Genomic DNA, 18,578 nt, shown 5'->3' on the forward strand with positions numbered 1-18,578 from the left:
CAATAGAAGAAATCGTTTGTCTGGTAGTCCCTACAGCTAAAGCTAATTCCTCTTGAGACAGTTTATTTTCTTTTCGAAGTTCTTTAATTCTTGTATTCAAAGAACATCCTCCTTTGTTAAACTGCAAAGTTTACTTTGCAGTTTAAGTATAGCACACTTTACAAAAAATAGCAAGCATACTTTACATTTTTTAGAGGCAAAATTTGTTACTGATTTTTAAATTTAATAATAAATACATCTTCATGGTATAATATTATTAAAGAAATTTGATTTTTGTATAATGATTAAACAATCATTGCTAGGAGGAAAACAGTGAGAATAGGATTAATTTTTGGTACACGACCCGAAGCAATAAAAATGGCTCCTGTATACTTAAAACTTAAAGAAATGAATCTAGAGACGTTGGTAATAACTACAGCTCAACATAGAGAACTTTTAGATCAAGTTTTACGTTTATTCCAAATAGTACCCGATCATGACTTAAATATTATGAGTAACTCTCAAACTTTACCTACTTTGACGCAAAAGCTAATTTACGAAATAGATAAAATAATTCAAAAAGAAAAGTTTGATTACATATTGGTTCAAGGAGACACAACCACTGCTTTTATAGGAGCTCTCATAAGCTTTTATTATAAAATTCCAGTTGCACACGTAGAAGCCGGACTAAGAACCAATGACATATATAATCCTTTTCCTGAAGAAATAAACAGAAGATTAATTAGCGTTATTGCCTCACTTCATTTTGCTCCAACACAAAGGGCCAAAGAAAACTTGCTAAGAGAAGGAATTGATGAAACAACAATAAAAGTTACAGGAAACACGGTAGTGGATGCACTACACTGGATCAAAGGCAATAAAACGGCTGATATGCAGAAAACAAGAGAGAAATATGATTTAAATAACAAAAAATATATTCTGATGACAATGCATAGAAGGGAAAACTGGGGAGAACCAATGATTAATGTGTTAAAAGCTGTTAAAATTTATCTTAATGAAAATCCTGATATGTACTTAGTTTTTCCAGTTCATCCCAATCCTATTGTAAAAAATTTAGTACATGAAAATTTAAAAGAAATTGAAAATGTGATCTTACTGGAACCCGTAGAATATTTTGAATTAATCAGTCTAATAGATGGTTGTGAGTATATAATGACGGATTCTGGAGGAATTCAAGAAGAAGCACCATCGTTTGGTAAACCGGTTTTGGTTTTAAGAGAAAAAACAGAAAGACCAGAAATTCTTGAAACAAATCTAGCAAAGCTGGTAGGCACGGAAGCTCAGAATGTTTATGATCATATGAAGAAGCTAGAAAGTTACGAATTTAAAAATGTTACCTTTCAAAATCCGTTTGGTGATGGAAAAGCAAGTCAAAGGATTATAGAACATTTAATAAAGACAATTTCTAACAAACACTAAAAAAGGTGAGGTGAAGAAAATGAAAAAGATTTTACCAGTTTTTATATTCGTTTTATTGGTAGCTTTTAGCACATTTGCTGCTGTTGCGGATATAATAACAGAATCTAGATTAGCAATAGAAGAGCTCCTTTCTAAACAAGATAGTGGAGCTTTTGTGCAGCTTGTTGAGCAAGGTCAAGGAGTGGTAATATTTCCCACTTTTTACAAGCTGGGGTTCGTTATTGGAGGCCAATATGGCGAAGGCATAGTACTTAGAAAAGACTCACAAACTGGAGAATGGTATGGACCTGCTTTTGTCAATATTTATGGTTTAAGTGTAGGTGCTCAAGCTGGCGTACAATCTGCTTCTTTAGTATTAGTTGTAATGAATGAACAGGGAATGAATGGATTTATGGGGAATAATTTCACATTAGGAGGATCTTTAGGCGTTGCTGCGGGACCGGTTGGAAGACAACTTTCTGCAGATGTAGATTACAGACTTAAAGCTTCCATATATTCATATTCTGTTGCAAAAGGCTTTTATGCAGGGGCTTCCATTGAAGGAGCATATATAAGAACAAATGATTATGCTAATGAAGCATTTTACAAGGAGCAAATAACTCCTGAACAAATTTTAAAAGAAAAAAAAGTTGAAGGAGAAGCTAAAAAAATAGTAGAGCTGCTCGAAGATGCAGTCGCAAATTTACCAAAAGAAAACCAATAGTCAGCAAAATTTAAAATAAAGGAGGAAGTAGAATATGCCATATGTTAACACAAAAGAGATTTTAGAAAAGGCTAATAAGGAGTATTATGCAGTTGCAGCGTTAAACATCAACAATCTTGAGTTTTTGCAAGCTATATTGGAAGCTGGGATTGAGAAAAGATCGCCTATAATAATCGAAACAAGTGAAGGTGCCATAAAATATGCAGGTATGGGAGATCCTTTAAGAGGTGCAAGAATTTTCGTAGATATGGTAAAAGGATTTGCTGAAACTTTGGATATTCCTGTTTCTCTACATCTTGATCATGGAAAGGATTTTAAATATATAATGGCTGCTATAAAAGCCGGTTATTCTTCTGTAATGATAGATGCATCGGATAAACCTTTTGAAGAAAACGTGAGAATAACTAAAGAAATCGTAAGAATTGCTCACTCTGTTGGTGTATCTGTAGAAGCCGAGCTTGGAAAGTTAGCAGGTATAGAAGATAATGTCGTTTCTGCAGAAAGTGTACTTGTTAATCCAGAAGAAGCTAAAAAATTTGTCGAAGAAACCCAAGTTGATTTTTTGGCCCCAGCAATTGGAACCTCTCACGGAGCTTTCAAGTTTAAGGGAGAAGCCAAGCTGGATTTTGACAGACTTAAAAAAGTTAAGGAGTTAACAGGCATTCCGTTGGTACTACATGGTGCTTCCAGTGTGGTTGAGGAGATAGTTGAAATTGCAGAAAAGTATGGAGCAAACTTTAGTGGGTCAAAAGGAGTCCCTTCAGACATATTAAAAGAAACTGTTAAATTAGGAATAAATAAGGTTAACACAGATACAGATCTTAGAATGGCTTTTGTAGCCGGCCTTAGAGAGTATTTATATAACAATCCAAAAGAGTTTGATCCCAGAAATTATATGAAGAAAGGAAAAGAATACGTTAAAAAGGTTGTGTCTGATAGATTAGAACTTTTAGGTTCTGCAGGAAAAGCCTAAAAACTAAATTAATAAGCACAAAGCCAGCTTAACAAAGGAAAAGTAAGTTTTTCAACAAAAATTTTGTAAATTTTAAATAATGCAGGAGGTTAAGCAGTAAAAATGAAAATACTTGTGATAAACTCTGGAAGCTCCTCTTTAAAATATCAAGTTATAAACATGGAAAATGAAGAAGTACTACTGAAAGGATTAGTAGAGAGAATAGGAGAAAAAATATCAGGTATTAAACATGAAAATGGAAGATCAGAGTACTCAGAAGAATCAAAGATTCCAAATCACGAAGAAGCATTGAAAAAAGTGATGGATTTATTAATTGATCCCCACTATGGATGTTTAAAAGACTTATCTGAAATCGACGCTATAGGGCATAGAGTGCTTCACTGTGGTGAAAAATATGTGTCGTCAGTATTAATAGACGAAAACGTTATTGCCGCGATTGAAGAGCATGCAGTCTTTGGTCCCTTGCATAATCCTCCAAATCTTACTGGAATATTGGCTGCTCAAAAACTTATGCCGAATGTACCACAGGTTGCTGTCTTTGATACTTCGTACCATCAAACAATGCCTCCAAAAGCCTTTTTATATGGGCTTCCTTACGAATTTTATGAAAAATATAAAATCAGAAGATATGGTTTCCATGGGACTAGTCATAAATATATAACCATTGAAGCTGCGAAGATGCTAGGTAAAGATCCTAAAGATTTAAAATTAATTAGCGCTCATTTAGGTAACGGTGCCTCATTAGCTGCCATAAATGGTGGAAAAGTGGTTGATACTTCCATGGGGCTCACTCCTTTAGAAGGTCTTGTTATGGGAGGAAGAAGTGGTGATATTGACGCAACTATACCTTTATTCTTGTTGAGACAAGGCTACACTGTAGATGAAGTTGACGAGATTTTAAATAAAAAGAGTGGAGTTTATGGCATAAGTGGAATAAGTAATGATATGCGAGATATCGAAAAAGCTATACAAAAAGGCCATAAAAGAGCAAAGTTAGCTTTTGATGTATACACTTATCGAATAGCCAAATACATTGGAAGTTACGCGACCATTTTGAATGGATTTGATGCTTTAGTATTCACAGCAGGAGTTGGAGAAAATGATCCAGACGTTCGAAAAACTGTTTGCGATTATTTGGGCATATTCGGAGTAAAAATTGACGAAGAAAAAAATAAAAGCTTGAATAGAAAAGGAGGAATTATATCAACGGAGGATTCTAAAGTAATTGTTATGATAATCAAAACAAATGAAGAATTGATGATTGCTCGCGATACTAAAGAGATTCTTGAAAATTTTAAAAAATAAAATAAAAAACCGCCTCAAAAGAGGCGGTTTTTTATTCTTTCTTACTATTATAAACTCTCTACAATATCTCTTAATTGAGCCATTCTGTTTGGATGTCTCAACTTTCTTAAAGCCTTAGTTTCAATCTGTCGGATCCTTTCTCTCGTAACATTAAAATATTGTCCAACTTCTTCTAGAGTTTTTTGTTTTCCATCTAGAAGTCCATATCTCATTTTTATTACTAAAGCTTCTTTGGTACTTAAGGTATCTAAAACTTCTTCTATTCTTTCTCTCAAGATCATTTTTTGAGCTTCTTCTTCAGGAGTAGTATCTTCAGAACTTACAAAATCACCAGTTTCTGATTCTTCATCATCACCCGTTCCACTAGAAATTGGAGCGTTAAGCGATAAAACATCTCTAGCACTCATCAGTATTTCATTTATTTTTTCTTCTGGTTTTTTCATTATCTTAGCTAGTTCCTCCGTTGTTGGATATTCTCCATGCTCTTGTAAATATTCTCTTATGACTCTGTTCATTTTATTGATGGTCTCAACTAAATGAACAGGAATTCTTATAGTTCTTGCTTGATCAGCTATCGCTCTAGTTATGGATTGCCTGATCCACCAAGTTGCATAAGTTGAAAATTTAAAACCTTTTCTCCAGTCGAATTTATCTACAGCTTTAATTAAACCTATATTTCCTTCTTGAATTAAATCTAAAAAGCTTAACCCTCTACCTGTATATCTTTTTGCAATGCTTATTACAAGTCTTAAATTGGCTTTGATTAATTCATCTCTAGCTTTTTTGTCTCCTTTTTGAGCCCTCATAGCTAATTGTCTCTCTCTTGAAGGAGTTAAAAGTTCTATGTTGCTTATTTCTTTAAGATATATTTTTATAGGATCACCAAGCGAAATGTTATCGTACATTTGAAGTTCAGATTCTGCAAACAATTCATCAAATTCGTCGCTACCGATTTCTTCCTCTTGGTCAACGAGTAAATCTTTTACATTTTCTTCTTGGTCATTTTCATCCTCTTCTATAATTTCAATTCCTTCAGATTCCAAAGCTTCATATATCTTATCTATATATTCATTATCTATTTCATCTGATAATTCGATAGGAATAGCTTGATCGATATCTGAATAAGATAATTTATTATTTTTCTTTTTAGCTTTAGTTGTCAAAGATTCAATTATCTTATCAATAGACGGTATATTTTTTTGATTTTTCTTAACTTTTACTTGGACTATACCTCCTTCTTCTTTTAAATTTTCAAAATCGATATTTTGAAGATCTTCCATTATTTTAACTTTTTCCTTTTCAGTTATTTTATTTTTATTCATTTAAGCCCTCCTTTTAATTTAGGTTTTTGTTTTCTTTTCAAAACCACGCATTATTTTAGACTCAGAAAATTAGTTTTGGTTCAAAAAAAGGTAGATTTTAGAATAATGTTTGGTAAATTTTTTATTAAAAACACCTTTTTAGTAATAATTTTGGATTATTTTCTATAATTTCTCTAGCATTTTCATAGCTTAAACCAGCAGACACGGCAACTTTTAAGGCAAATTCATATTCTAAAAAATCACCTGGTCCATGTGCATCACTGTTTACTAGCAACTTCGCGCCAAATTTTTGGCACAATTTACTTACATGTCCATTGGCTAAGCTATGTCCTTTCCTTGCACTCAATTCTAAAAAAATATCATTACTTACGGCTTCTTTTACATCTTCTTCAGAAATTACACCAGGATGTGCTAGTATGTCTACATATTTAGACCTTACTGCATAGTAATTCGTTCCTTTAAAAACGGGTTCTACTATAGTTTCTCCATGAACTACAACAATTTGAGCACCTTTTTCCTTAGCATATTTGGCTAAATCGTTTATAAGTATGGGGGGGACATGAGTTAATTCAACACCACTTATTATCTCAATATCCTCAAAATACTTTTTTTCTGTTTCAATAAATTTGATTAAACTATTTAAAACAAAATCAATATTTGATGCATCAACATGGTCAGTTATAGCTATGGCTCTATAATAATGAGCTTGTGCATGCCTAATTTGTTCGCTGCAAATTAACTCTCCGTCACTCAAGAATGTATGAGTATGAAAATCATAAACTCTTCCCACTAAATGTTCCTCCTTGCTCTTTTATGGTATCTTTTGGAATTTTATAATCTAATTTAAATCTTGTTATTGAGTTTATTTTTGATTAAATTTTTTTTTACCTTAAAACATCTTTGAATCTCATTTCGATAACGTAATTATTTGTTTTAGTCAGAAAAGCAAGATGAGCTTTCTCTCGATATTCACTTTTGAAGTTGCTATTTCATCCATTTTTATTAATTTAAACTCAGGAGTTATTCAATTGATAACAAAAGTATACAAATTTTAACTAATATAAATTTAATAGTAACTTATTTGCCTTGAAGATTAACATAATTTGTTTTATAATGGTATTGGAAAAAGAAAGATCCCCCTATCCCCCTGAGATAAACCCAGACATTCTTGCCGGATCCTAATGGATCCGGTTTTTTTTATTGTTCTACCGTTAAATTTTTCATAAGTAGATTTTATCATGTTTTTTGTTAACAATACAACACTTAATTATAAATTTTGCTTAATTATCTTTTGTATATGTAAGAAAGTACATGTAAGGATTTCACAGAATTAGTCGATCCCCTAGAAATAATGTTAACTATAGTTTCAACCTAGAAACTATATTAAATTTCTTTATGTTACCAGATGCTTCTAAAATTGCTTTTTGTCCTGAATATTTTCAGATTTTCTAATAGGTTCATTTGATATATTATCTAAGATGATAATATCTGTCCAGTATTCTATAGCTTCTTGAAGTTAATCTAAATCTTGGACCTCTATTTTAATGTTTTAAGTATGAGACATAGATGCTTTCATTTTTGTTAATGCTTCTTTTATATCCCCACATGTTTTAAAAAATTAAGAATGGATCTAAAAGTAGGAAAATAACAGTCTCAATTTGTATTGTTTCTATTTTACTACATAAAATAGAAAATGAAAAAATTCAATCTGTAAAAAGTTAATACATTTCACAAATAAAAATATGTTATAATCGAGTAATATTCAACTGTATTAAGAACTTTGAGGAGGAAAGCAATGTTACATGAAATATATATGCAACGTGCCTTAGAATTAGCTAGACTAGGATGGGGAACTACTAATCCTAATCCCTTAGTTGGAGCTGTGATAGTAAAAAATGGCGAGGTAATAGGAGAAGGCTATCACAAAAGTGCGGGAGAACCACATGCAGAGATAAACGCACTTACCCAAGCTGGGGAAAAGGCAGAAGATTCCATTGTATATGTTAACCTTGAACCATGTAGCCATTTTGGAAGAACTTCACCTTGCACTGATGCTTTAATAAAAGCCGGTGTACAAGAAGTTGTTATCGCTATGCAAGATCCTAACCCTAGCGTTTCAGGAAAAGGAATAAAAAAGCTCAAGCAAGCTGGGATTAAAGTAGCTGTTGGAATACTAGAAGAAGAAGCAAAAAAACTGAACGAAATCTTTATTAAATATATAACTTCCGATATGCCTTTTACAATTTGGAAATGTGCAATGACTTTAGATGGAAAAGTAGCTACTGTTACAGGTGATTCAAAGTGGATAACTAACGAGGCATCAAGAGAGTATGCTCACTGGTGGCGATACAGAGTTTCGGCGATCATGGCTGGAATAGGAACTGTTTTATTGGACAACCCCATGTTGACTGTCAGATTACCAAACGTAAAAGTTGAAAAGCAACCAATAAGAATTATAATTGATAGTTTTGGGAAAACCCCTTTAAATTACAATGTATTAGACACAAATCAAGCACCAACTGTAATTGCCACTGCTTCAAATATTGAAAGATCTCGAGTGGAAAATTTTAAATCTAAAGGTGTGGAAGTAATAACTACTAAATCAAAAGATAGAGTAAACTTATCCGAATTGATGAAAGAACTCCATAATCGGCAAATTGACAGCGTGCTTATAGAAGGAGGCCCTACCCTTGCAGCTTCAGCTATAGAAGAGGGTCTAGTAGATAAAGCTATGATTTTTATAGCGCCTAAATTTATTGGCGGAAAAAATGCTCCTTCCGCACTTGGGGGAAAGGGTGTTGAAAAGCTCAAAGACGCTTGGAATCTTAAAAATGTTTCTATTAAACATTTCCAAGAGGATTTATTGGTAGAAGGGTACTTCATTTGATGGAGGAATTGATATTGTTTACCGGTATTATTCAAGAAATTGGAAAGGTACGAAATATAGTTAAAAGGCCTAAATCGGTTCTTCTTGAAATTGAGGCTCCAAAAATAGCTCCTAAAATATCCATTGGTGATAGTATATGCACAAATGGGATATGTTTAACTGTTTCAAAAAAGGACCAAAAATTTTTTTGGACAGATGCAACGCCAGAGACAGTAAGACATACTACCCTATACGACTTAAAACCAGAAGACTATGTTAATCTTGAACCTCCTCTCACCTTACAAGATTTTATAGGGGGACATTTAGTTAGCGGACATGTTGATGGAATTGGTGTAATAAAACAAATCATTCAAGAAGAAAATGCTAAATATTTTAAAATAAATGTCGAATCAAAATTACTTTTCTACCTGGTCGAAAAGGGCTCTATTGCTGTAGATGGAGTAAGTTTAACTATTGCAAGTATAGATGAAAGAGGCTTTACTGTATCAATTATTCCTCATTCGTTCCAAAACACAACTTTTAAATATAAAAAAATAGGAAGCAAAGTAAACATCGAATGTGATATGATCGGGAAATATGTAGCAAAGTTCATAAGTAATATGAAAGAAAATACTAAAAAACAAATCATAGATGAAGAATTTTTAAAAAACAATGGGTTCATTTAAGGAGGAAACATATGAGTCAGATTAAATTCAACACTATAGAAGAAGTTCTTGAAGATCTTAAAAAAGAGAAAATGGTCATAGTAGTAGATGATGAAGATAGAGAGAACGAGGGAGATCTCGTGATGGCAGCTGAATTTGTTACTCCACAAGCGATTAATTTCATGACAAAATTTGGTCGAGGACTTATCTGTGTACCTATGACAGCTGAAAGATTGAAAGAACTTGATATCCCTCAAATGGTTTATAATAACGCAGATCATCAACGGACAGCATTTACGGTTTCAGTGGATGCGAAATCTGTTACAACTGGTATTTCTGCTCATGAGCGTGCCTTTACCATAAAAACTCTTGTTGATCCAAAAACCGTTCCAGAAGATTTGCTAAAGCCAGGACATATATTCCCACTTCAAGCAAAAGAAGGAGGAGTATTAATACGTGCAGGCCACACCGAAGCAGCAGTAGATCTTGCGAAATTAGCTGGATTGTATCCTGCTGGAGTAATATGTGAAATAATGAATGAAGATGGAACGATGGCACGTTTACCTCAATTAGCAGAATTTGCTCAAAAACATGATTTAAAATTGATGACTATAGCTGATCTTATAACTTATAGGAGGAAAAATGAAAAACTAATAAAGCGTGTAACTGAACCAATAAGTCTTCCAACAAAATACGGAAACTTTGTTGCAATTGCGTATGAAAGTATTATAAATAAAGATCACCATATAGCTTTAATTAAAGGTAATGTATCTAGTGGAGAACCGGTGTTGGCTAGAATACATTCGGAATGTTTAACAGGTGACACTTTTGGATCATTACGTTGTGATTGTGGTGAACAACTACATAATTCAATGAAGCAAATAGAAAAAGAAGGACGCGGAGTTTTGCTCTACATGCGTCAAGAGGGAAGAGGTATAGGTCTGATTAATAAGTTAAAAGCTTATAAACTACAAGAAGAAGGAAAAGATACTGTTGAAGCAAATGTGGCTTTGGGGTTTGCACCAGATTTAAGAGATTATGGCGAAGGTGCACAAATATTAGTAGATTTGGGAGTAAAAAAGCTAAAACTACTTACAAATAATCCTAAGAAAGTTGTTGGACTTATGGGTTATGGATTAGAAATAGTTGAAAGAATACCAATAGAAATACCACCGAATGAAATAAATAAAAGTTACATGGAAACCAAAAGGGCAAAAATGGGACATATTTTAAACTATATTGATATGGAGGATAAGTCATGAAGATATATGAAGGAAAATTAATTGGTACAGGATTAAAAATAGGTATTGTTGTAAGTCGTTTTAATGAATTCATAACAAGCAAACTATTAAGTGGATCTCTTGACACATTGAAAAGACATGGGGTATCCGAAGACGATATAGAAATAGCCTGGGTTCCCGGTGCTTTTGAAATTCCGTTAATTGCAAAACAAATGGCTCAATCAGGGAAATATGACGCTATTGTAAGTTTAGGCGCAGTGATTAGAGGAGCAACCCCTCATTTTGACTATGTTGCCTCAGAATTATCCAAAGGAATTGCTCAAACGGCGCTTCAAATAGGTGTTCCAATAAGCTTTGGAGTATTAACTACAGACAATATCGAGCAAGCTATAGAAAGGGCTGGTACTAAAGCCGGTAACAAAGGTGCAGAAGCCGCTATCACTGCTATAGAAATGGCTAATCTTATGAAAACTTTGAAATAGAAGAAACAAAAATTTAAAATTGTTGCCTTTTAAACCAAAAAAACTTACAAAGTTTAAGTTTTATAAATACATATAAAGATTTTAGAAATGAAAAAAATTCTAAAAAAGCAAATTTTGAATTTATAAGGGTTACAAGAGTGGAGCCCTTTTCCCTCGCTCTTGGTATAAGTGCCAAAAAACTGTGGAGAATCTTTACATGGGTCGCTACAAAAGGAGAAATTACTAGTAAATCAGTGGTAGAGTCGAGGAGGTATTTTTGAAAAAAATTAAGATTTAAAATATTTATAGAATTTAAGTTTCAGAATTTACAAAGTGAGTAAAATAAATGTCCTTAGGAGGTCTATATAAATGATCCATGAATTTATGAATAATAAACCAAACATCGCCGATGATGTCTTTTTAGCTCCTGGAAGTCAGATAATTGGTAATATAACTATTGGAAAAGGGTGTAGCATCTGGCATAATGCAACACTGAGAGCCGATATTGGTACTATAATAATTGGTGAATATACAAACATTCAAGATAATTCAGTTGTACATATAGAATATGATTACCCTACCATAATAGGAAATGGAGTTACAATAGGTCATGGAGCTATAATTCATGGTTGCACAATTAATGATAATTGTCTTATCGGAATGGGTGCGATAATTTTAAATGGTGCTGTAATAGGGGAAAACAGTCTTATAGGTGCAGGAGCCTTAATAACCGAACACAAAGAAATACCTCCTAATAGCTTAGTAATAGGCATACCGGGAAAGATATTACGAAAGTTAACTGAAGAAGAAATTGAAAAACTCAAAGAATCTGCAAAAGAATACTATAATTTATCAAGATTTTATTTATAAGCACTCTATATAAATCAATTAAAAAAGTTCCTTTAAAAGGGACATTTTTTAAGTGAACAATTTTTTATTCATTTGTTAAAGTTTTGGGTTTTTCATTAATAATAAATATTATCCATTATTTCACACATAATGCCTTAAAATTCATGCTTGTTTATTAATAACGTCTTCTAACGTATGCCATGAAAGTGTAAAACATTTAATTCTCATTGGAAACTTAGAAATATCAGAAAAAACTTCCAAACCGTCTATTAAGTCATTATCATACTCTTTACCCTGAGACATTTTGATTACTTCGTTTAAGATTTTTTCTGCTTCTTCAACTGTTTTTCCTTCTATTATTTCACACATCATTGCTGCAGAGGCTTGACTAATAATACAGCCATGACCTAAATACGATGCTTCAACTATTTTACCGTTATCCACTTTCAAAAAAATTGTTATTTCGTCTCCACATGATAAATTTTTTCCTTCTGCCTTTTGAGAAGCAGGAATTTCTTTTTTATATTTGTTATTTTTGGCATAATCTAAAATTATATCTGAATAAAGATCTTCAATTCCTATTTTAACCACTCCCAAACTTTTTTTAAGCCATATATCAGAATGTCTATATCATCCTTTTGGTTGTAGACATAAAAGCTTACTCTACATGTAGCTTTAACGCCAAGTTCATTCATCATTGGTTGTGCACAATGATGACCACTGCGAATTGCTACCCCAGCTATGTCATTTAATAAATGAGCTACGTCATGGGGATGAATACCTTTCATATTAAAAGAAACTATAGAGCTTTGGAATTCATCTTGCGGACCATAAATCTCTAGAAAATCCAAGTTTTTCATCTTTTCTAAAGCATACTTAGTTAACATTTTATCATGCTGATTTATATTATTCATACCGATTTGTTGTAAAAGTTCTACAGCTTTAGCAAGACCAACACTTCCATCAACGTTTGGAGTTCCAGCTTCGAATTTAAAAGGAAGTATAGTGAAAGTTGTATCTTCCATACTTACCTTATCAATCATTTCTCCTCCAAATAAAAAAGGGGACATTTGCTCTAAATATTCTTTTTTACCATATAATACTCCTATACCTGTTGGACCTAACATCTTATGTCCAGAGAACGCCAAAAAATCTATATCTAAAGATTTTACATCAACAGAGAAGTGAGGAATATATTGAGCACCATCTACAATAATTATGACATTGTTTCTTATCTTTCGTGCCTTTTCCACGATTAAATTTATAGGAATAACTTGACCTGTAACATTAGATATTCCTGTTATGCTAATTACTTTTGTTTTTGAAGTAATATAATTAAAGTAATCGTCTGGTTCAAAGATCCCTTTCTTAACCGGGAAATACTTAATTTTAATATTGAACAATTTTCCAATTTGCTGCCAAGGTACAAAGTTTGAATGATGTTCCATAGTGGTTATTAGAATTTCTTCGCCAGGTTGAATCATGTTTGAAATAGCTAGAGAATATGCCAACAAGTTTATTGATTCTGTTGTTCCTTTAGTAAAAATAATTTCTTCTTTTTTTGCGTTGATAAAGTCCGCTAATTTTTGTCTAGAAGATTCATACATCTGCGTTGCTTCAGATGCTAATGTGTGGGTTGATCTATGAACATTGGCATGATGATTCAAACTATATTCACTAACGGCTTCCATAACTCGTTTAGGTCTCAAAGTTGTTGCGGCATTGTCTAAATAAACTAATCTATGACCATTAATTTTTCTTTTTAAAGCAGGAAATTCTTCTTCATATTTGTTGGAAGACAACATTTTGTACCTCCTGACTAATGTCTTCCCCAAATTTATTCAATTCGTTTACTACTGGTTCAAAGATTCCATATGCGATCAATTTTTTTGCATCTTCTAGAGAAAATCCCCTCGTCATCAAATAGTATAGTTTTTCCGACTCGATTGTACTAATGCTAGCTGCGTGAGATGCGGTAACCTCATTTTCATCTACTGTCAAACTTGGTATAGCTTCTGCTTTGGCTTTTTCTGACAGAGTTAAAGTGTATCCTGATTCTGAAGCATTAGCATCTTTTGCGCCCCTCTTTAAATCGAGAAAACCTCTAAATACAGCTTTTGAGTTATCTTTTATAAGTCCTTTGCCGTTTATACTTCCAGTGGTTTTAGGGGCGTAAAATCTCATTAAATAAAGCATGTCTATAATGTTATCATCGGTTGCTAAAAAGTAGGGATTTACAGAGGCTGTTGCGCCTTTTCCAGAAAATCTGAAAAAAATATGAGGAGCAGAGATTTTTCCTCTTATTTGAATATCGGTTACTTCAACTCTCGAATTTTCTTCTAATTCTATAAAAATATTATCAATATTGATATCATCATTTCCGTTTAAATTTATATTAATTAATTCCAAATAAGCATTTTTATGGACAACTATTCTATTCGATGTCGTTCTAAAACCTTTTCCTTGATTATTGGATCTTAAAACTCTTATAACGGTTGCTTTCGAAAAAGGTCTTAAATTATAAACAGACAATTCGTAAATAGGCGCTTTCCAATAGTAATTAATAATTATAGGTTCAGAACTTTCTCCTTCCTCTGTCTTTAAATAAAAACCTGTATTAGAAAACGCTTCTGCCATTAACAAAAATTTTCTATGAGCTCCTTCAAAATCATATTTAGCAAGAATTTCAATGCCATCTTCATCTATACCATTTATACCTTTTATTTTTCCCTTAACGCTTGTTGGAACAAAGGATACATATTTTTCTGGTTCATAGCCATCTAATTTTGCTCGTTTCCATTTAGGAAATCCCCAACTTTTATATGCTTCATACCTATACCCTTTATAAATTTTTAAATAATCATTAGATATATGTTCTAACGAAGACTGAAATTCAAAATCTTCATAATCTTTTTTGGCTTGTATTTGTGGAACTTGCCACTCCACAGCTTTTAAATTATTATGTTTCATATCTATTGTTTTCTCGAAAATTGTGTCCAACTTTTCCACCTCGTATTGTAATTTTGTAGTAATTGTCACTTTTTATCCTATAGAAGATTCTATTTCTAAATTTATAAGCCTGTTTAACTCTATTGCATATTCAAGTGGTAGCTCTTTAGCAAAAGGTTCTACGAACCCCCTAACAATGAGAGCTTTGGCTTCCGATTCCTTTAATCCCCTGCTCATCAGATAATATATTTGCTCTTCTCTGATTCTGCCAATTCGGGCTTCATGACCTATATCAGCGTCATCTGTGTAGACTTCTATAATAGGGACTGTATCACTTTTTGAAAAATTATCAAGCATTAAAGCCTGACAAGATACAGAAGCTTTTGCGCCTTTAGCTTTTTCTCCAACCCTAAGCCATCCTCTGTAAAAAGCCCAACCTCCCCCAATACTTATACTTCTTGCATCGACAATAGCACTTGTGTAGGGAGCTAGCATAAATACTTTAGAACCCGTGTCCATATGTTGGTTTGGACCTGCATAAGTAACTGCTATCGTTTCAGTTTTTGCACCCTTACCTCTAAGGATAGAAGCTGGATAAATCATCGATTTCTGACTACCCATTGAACCAGAAACCCATTCCATTATCCCATCTTCATCAACTAAAGCTCGCTTTGTATTCAAATTATAAGTATTTTTACTCCAGTTTTGAATAGTTGCATACTTTACACGGGCACCCTTTTTTACATATATTTCTACAGCGCCTGCATGAAGATTCGTTGCTTCATATAAAGGGGCTGAACAACCTTCAATAAAAACAACTTCACTACCTTCATCAGCAATAATTATAGTATGTTCCATCTGCCCCATACCAGGGTTGTTCATTCGAAAATAAGCTTGAAGTGGCAAAGGAACTTTAACTCCTTTTGGAACATATAAAAAAGTTCCTCCACTCCATACAGCTCCATGAAAAGCTGCATACTTATGATCGGTAGGAGGTATGGCCTTCATAAAAAATTCTTTCACCAAATCAGGATATTCTCGAACGGCACTTTCCATGTCTAAAAATATTACACCTAATTTTTCCATTTCTTTTTTTATGTTTTGATATACAATTTCTGAATCGTATTGGGCGCCCACTCCCGCCAAAGCTTTTTTCTCTGCCTCAGGAATCCCTAGTTTATCAAAAGTCTCTTTTATCTCTTGGGGAACCTCTTCCCAAGACGTAGCTTTTTTAGCATCAGGTTTAATATATGCAACTATCTTGCTTACATCTAAATCTGAGATATCAACTCCAAATCGTGGGTCTCTCCATGTTTCAAATATCTCTAAACTTTTTAACCTAAGTTCTCTCATCCATTTTGGTTCTTGTTTTTGTTCAGAAATTGCCTCAACGATCTGCTTATTTAAGCCAGGGATTGTTTTATATGCATATTTAACCTGACTTTTGAAATCAAACTTACTTTGATCTATTAATAAATCCTCTATATTGATTTCTTTATCCGTGGCCAATTTTTTCACTCCTCGTTTATTTTTAATCCTAATTCTTTCTCTATTGTTGAATATCCAATTTTTTCAATTTTTTCAGCCAACTCTTTTTCACCAGTTATAACGATTCTTCCATCGATGTAAACATGAACGTAATCCGGAACTACATAGTTCAAAATCCTTTGATAGTGGGTAATAAGTAAAATACCCATTTCGTCGTTTTTAAAATTGTTAATACTTTCTGAAACGATCCTTAACGCATCTATATCTAATCCTGAATCTATTTCATCTAATATACAAAGTCTAGGCTTTAGGAAGCCCATTTGCAAAATCTCGCTTTTTTTCTTCTCTCCTCCGGAAAAACCTGTATTTATATATCTTTCCAAAAAGTCTTGATTCAAATCCAACTTTTTAGTAAGTTCAGTCATTAATTTATTTAAGTCTAAAAGTGTACGTTGATCTTCGGGATGTATATTTCTATATGAATTAATCAAAAATTGTCTCATCTTTATACCTTCAATTTCTTCAGGCGTCTGGAAAGAAAGAAATAGACCCAATCTAGCCCTTTCATCCGTTGAGAGATTTAATATCGATTGACCTTCAAATAGTATATCTCCTGAAGTTACTCTATATTTTGTATTTCCCATAATCACATGTGCTAAGGTCGATTTTCCAGAGCCATTAGGTCCCATTAAAGCATGGATTTCTCCTTTATTAATTGTTAAATTAACTCCTTTTAATATTTCAACGCCTTCTTCTACAACTTCGGCTCTTAAATCCCGAATTTCTAATAGTGCTGTCATCAATTTTCCTCCTCAGTCTCTTTTTTATATAAAATGATTTTATTCTTCATTTGTTTTTAAATTCTACCATATTTGTCCACTTTAAGTCAAGCATAAATTCGGTATCTTAAAAGCCTATTAAAATACCACATAATATGTAAATAATAATGAAAAGTAATTCATTAAATTCGATAAGATATAATGATCACTAAATATAATATTTACTAAAAACCCAAGGCAAAATGTGTTTTAAAGGTTAAACTATTTAAATCAAAAAGGTTTTGAAATTTTTTATTTGTGAAAGATATTTCGGTTCTGTTTTCAATAATCCTGGTATTCAATCCAAAACCCAAGCTTGATTTCCAGAAATCGTAAAACTTTTCTATACCGAAAGACAAAGGTATAAAATTAAAAATGGTAGTTTTTGCTTTGACCCCCCAATTGAACAACTTATTTTCAAAATATATTTCGCCAAAAGGTATAATATCAAAAACAAATACCGGAATCCTAAAAAAGGCAGATAAACCAAATGGATAAGAATACTCTTCTCCTGATAGCTCTACAATTCCATTCCCGTTAGAAATAGCGCCTTCTAAGGAGTCCCCTTCAAATTTTAAAGTTTCTTGATGAGGTATTTTATATGAAACATCGGCGTTTTTAATATTAATATTTTTGAGGCTAAAACCCATATATGGATTTTTAGGGTTTCCGAAAGTTATTCCTACATCAATAGAGTGTCCAGAATCTGAAAATAGTTTGTTTGTTAAAGTGCTGAAATCAAATTTTCCTATCTCTTCATTATTAAAAGGTGAATACAAATCAACATTTACATCTATTTCAAAATTAGTTGTTGCATCCTCTTTAGAAGTTGACAGTGAATACTTAATATCCGAATCTTTTGTATACACTATCGGCAGATATAGATTATACACTAATCCTAAAGTATATCCATCAAAATTATAAGAACCATAAAGACCTGTCCTAATCGAGGAATCTAAATTAAAGAGTATAGTTCCATTATATTGTTCGTCAATCTCATTTCCTTCAGCAATAAGACTAATTAATTCATTTGGAACTATTATATTGGATTTCAAATTACCGCTTGTAACAAAACCAAAGCCAAAATTAAATATTTTTATCACAAAATGACCATCCAGGTCGTCTATTGTATCAATTAAAAAATCGTCTCCATTCAAGGTTTTATTTATCTCATTGAAATCTAAAGTAATCTTTTCTGAATTGAATAAACTCAATATTTCAGTACCTTTATAAAGATTTTGATAAATTAATATATTAGGAGATATTTCTAATTCAAACAAATCTCTTTTTCCCGTTGATTCTAACAAAGCAGGATTCAAATAACTATCAAATGATCTTAAAGGATCTGAAAACATTATAACGGTGATAATTGTCACTATTATGAAAACAATCAAAAATCTTTTCATAGTAGATCCCCTCTCTTAAAATTTTAAAGTTCAATAGGAATGTTAATATCTATTCCAAAATCAAACCAAATAATAAATTCTACTTCTCCATCTAAATTTAATTCATAAATAAA

General features: G+C 32.5%; 18 protein-coding genes. 9 read left to right on the forward strand and 9 right to left on the reverse strand.

The window, feature by feature from the left end; genetic code table 11:
* Window positions 1-100 (reverse strand): helix-turn-helix transcriptional regulator (locus tag PKN74_RS06615; protein ID WP_472309858.1); only part of this gene is annotated, 100 nt, incomplete at its 3' end.
* Between the two features lie 212 nt (window positions 101-312).
* Here PKN74_RS06615 and wecB point away from each other — a divergent pair.
* The 4 genes from wecB to PKN74_RS06635 all read left to right on the forward strand — a co-directional run bounded on the left by wecB (window position 313) and on the right by PKN74_RS06635 (window position 4,400).
* Window positions 313-1,419 (forward strand): non-hydrolyzing UDP-N-acetylglucosamine 2-epimerase, encoded by a 1,107-nt coding sequence (gene wecB, locus PKN74_RS06620; protein ID WP_472309824.1) that lies wholly within the window; start codon window positions 313-315, stop codon window positions 1,417-1,419.
* Window positions 1,420-1,438: 19 nt separating this feature from the next.
* Complete coding sequence (locus PKN74_RS06625) at window positions 1,439-2,122, forward strand: lipid-binding SYLF domain-containing protein (protein ID WP_472309826.1); 684 nt, start codon at window positions 1,439-1,441, stop codon at window positions 2,120-2,122.
* A 34-nt stretch (window positions 2,123-2,156) separates the two neighbouring features.
* Window positions 2,157-3,095, forward strand: a complete 939-nt coding sequence (gene fba, locus PKN74_RS06630; protein WP_472309828.1) for a class II fructose-1,6-bisphosphate aldolase — start codon at window positions 2,157-2,159, stop codon at window positions 3,093-3,095.
* Window positions 3,096-3,197: 102 nt separating this feature from the next.
* Window positions 3,198-4,400 (forward strand): acetate/propionate family kinase, encoded by a 1,203-nt coding sequence (locus tag PKN74_RS06635; RefSeq protein WP_472309830.1) that lies wholly within the window; start codon window positions 3,198-3,200, stop codon window positions 4,398-4,400.
* 47 nt (window positions 4,401-4,447) lie between these two features.
* Here the strand turns inward: PKN74_RS06635 and rpoD are convergent, their stop codons facing one another.
* A complete protein-coding gene (gene rpoD / locus PKN74_RS06640; RefSeq protein WP_472309832.1) occupies window positions 4,448-5,722 on the reverse strand; it encodes an RNA polymerase sigma factor RpoD in 1,275 nt (424 codons plus the stop codon).
* Between the two features lie 124 nt (window positions 5,723-5,846).
* On the reverse strand, window positions 5,847-6,512 hold the full coding sequence (locus PKN74_RS06645) for a histidinol phosphate phosphatase domain-containing protein (RefSeq protein WP_472309834.1): 666 nt from the start codon (window positions 6,510-6,512) through the stop codon (window positions 5,847-5,849).
* Between the two features lie 1,005 nt (window positions 6,513-7,517).
* Here PKN74_RS06645 and ribD point away from each other — a divergent pair.
* The 5 genes from ribD to PKN74_RS06670 all read left to right on the forward strand — a co-directional run bounded on the left by ribD (window position 7,518) and on the right by PKN74_RS06670 (window position 11,825).
* Complete coding sequence (ribD, locus tag PKN74_RS06650) at window positions 7,518-8,609, forward strand: bifunctional diaminohydroxyphosphoribosylaminopyrimidine deaminase/5-amino-6-(5-phosphoribosylamino)uracil reductase RibD (protein WP_472309836.1); 1,092 nt, start codon at window positions 7,518-7,520, stop codon at window positions 8,607-8,609.
* Window positions 8,610-8,623: 14 nt separating this feature from the next.
* The gene (gene ribE, locus PKN74_RS06655) at window positions 8,624-9,274 is read left to right on the forward strand and encodes a riboflavin synthase (protein ID WP_472309838.1); all 651 of its coding nucleotides are present in this window, start codon (window positions 8,624-8,626) and stop codon (window positions 9,272-9,274) included.
* Window positions 9,275-9,285: 11 nt separating this feature from the next.
* Window positions 9,286-10,515, forward strand: coding sequence for a bifunctional 3,4-dihydroxy-2-butanone-4-phosphate synthase/GTP cyclohydrolase II (locus PKN74_RS06660; protein WP_472309840.1), 1,230 nt, complete (start codon window positions 9,286-9,288; stop codon window positions 10,513-10,515).
* Window positions 10,512-10,976, forward strand: a complete 465-nt coding sequence (gene ribH / locus PKN74_RS06665) for a 6,7-dimethyl-8-ribityllumazine synthase (RefSeq protein WP_472309842.1) — start codon at window positions 10,512-10,514, stop codon at window positions 10,974-10,976. Before PKN74_RS06660 ends, ribH begins: the two co-directional genes overlap by 4 nt.
* Window positions 10,977-11,324: 348 nt before the next feature.
* On the forward strand, window positions 11,325-11,825 hold the full coding sequence (locus PKN74_RS06670) for a gamma carbonic anhydrase family protein (protein WP_472309844.1): 501 nt from the start codon (window positions 11,325-11,327) through the stop codon (window positions 11,823-11,825).
* 141 nt (window positions 11,826-11,966) lie between these two features.
* Here PKN74_RS06670 and sufU read toward each other — a convergent pair whose 3' ends face one another.
* The 6 genes from sufU to PKN74_RS06700 all read right to left on the reverse strand — a co-directional run bounded on the left by sufU (window position 11,967) and on the right by PKN74_RS06700 (window position 18,465).
* Window positions 11,967-12,395 (reverse strand): Fe-S cluster assembly sulfur transfer protein SufU, encoded by a 429-nt coding sequence (sufU, locus tag PKN74_RS06675; RefSeq protein ID WP_472309846.1) that lies wholly within the window; start codon window positions 12,393-12,395, stop codon window positions 11,967-11,969.
* Complete coding sequence (locus PKN74_RS06680; protein WP_472309848.1) at window positions 12,383-13,609, reverse strand: aminotransferase class V-fold PLP-dependent enzyme; 1,227 nt, start codon at window positions 13,607-13,609, stop codon at window positions 12,383-12,385. Before PKN74_RS06680 ends, sufU begins: the two co-directional genes overlap by 13 nt.
* Window positions 13,587-14,804 carry a SufD family Fe-S cluster assembly protein gene (locus PKN74_RS06685; RefSeq protein ID WP_472309850.1) on the reverse strand — a complete coding sequence of 406 codons (1,218 nt, stop codon included), beginning with the start codon at window positions 14,802-14,804 and terminating at the stop codon, window positions 13,587-13,589. The genes PKN74_RS06680 and PKN74_RS06685 overlap by 23 nt, the downstream gene beginning before the upstream one ends.
* A 42-nt stretch (window positions 14,805-14,846) precedes the next feature.
* Window positions 14,847-16,262: a Fe-S cluster assembly protein SufB gene (gene sufB, locus PKN74_RS06690; RefSeq protein WP_472309852.1), complete on the reverse strand. Its 1,416-nt coding sequence runs from the start codon at window positions 16,260-16,262 to the stop codon at window positions 14,847-14,849.
* A gap of 5 nt (window positions 16,263-16,267) precedes the next feature.
* Window positions 16,268-17,041, reverse strand: coding sequence for a Fe-S cluster assembly ATPase SufC (gene sufC / locus PKN74_RS06695; RefSeq protein ID WP_472309854.1), 774 nt, complete (start codon window positions 17,039-17,041; stop codon window positions 16,268-16,270).
* 203 nt (window positions 17,042-17,244) lie between these two features.
* Window positions 17,245-18,465 (reverse strand): hypothetical protein, encoded by a 1,221-nt coding sequence (locus PKN74_RS06700; RefSeq protein WP_472309856.1) that lies wholly within the window; start codon window positions 18,463-18,465, stop codon window positions 17,245-17,247.
* Window positions 18,466-18,578: the final 113 nt, after the last annotated feature.

The organism is Defluviitoga sp. (genome assembly GCF_035349255.1).
Taxonomy (GTDB): Bacteria; Thermotogota; Thermotogae; order Petrotogales; family Petrotogaceae; genus Defluviitoga.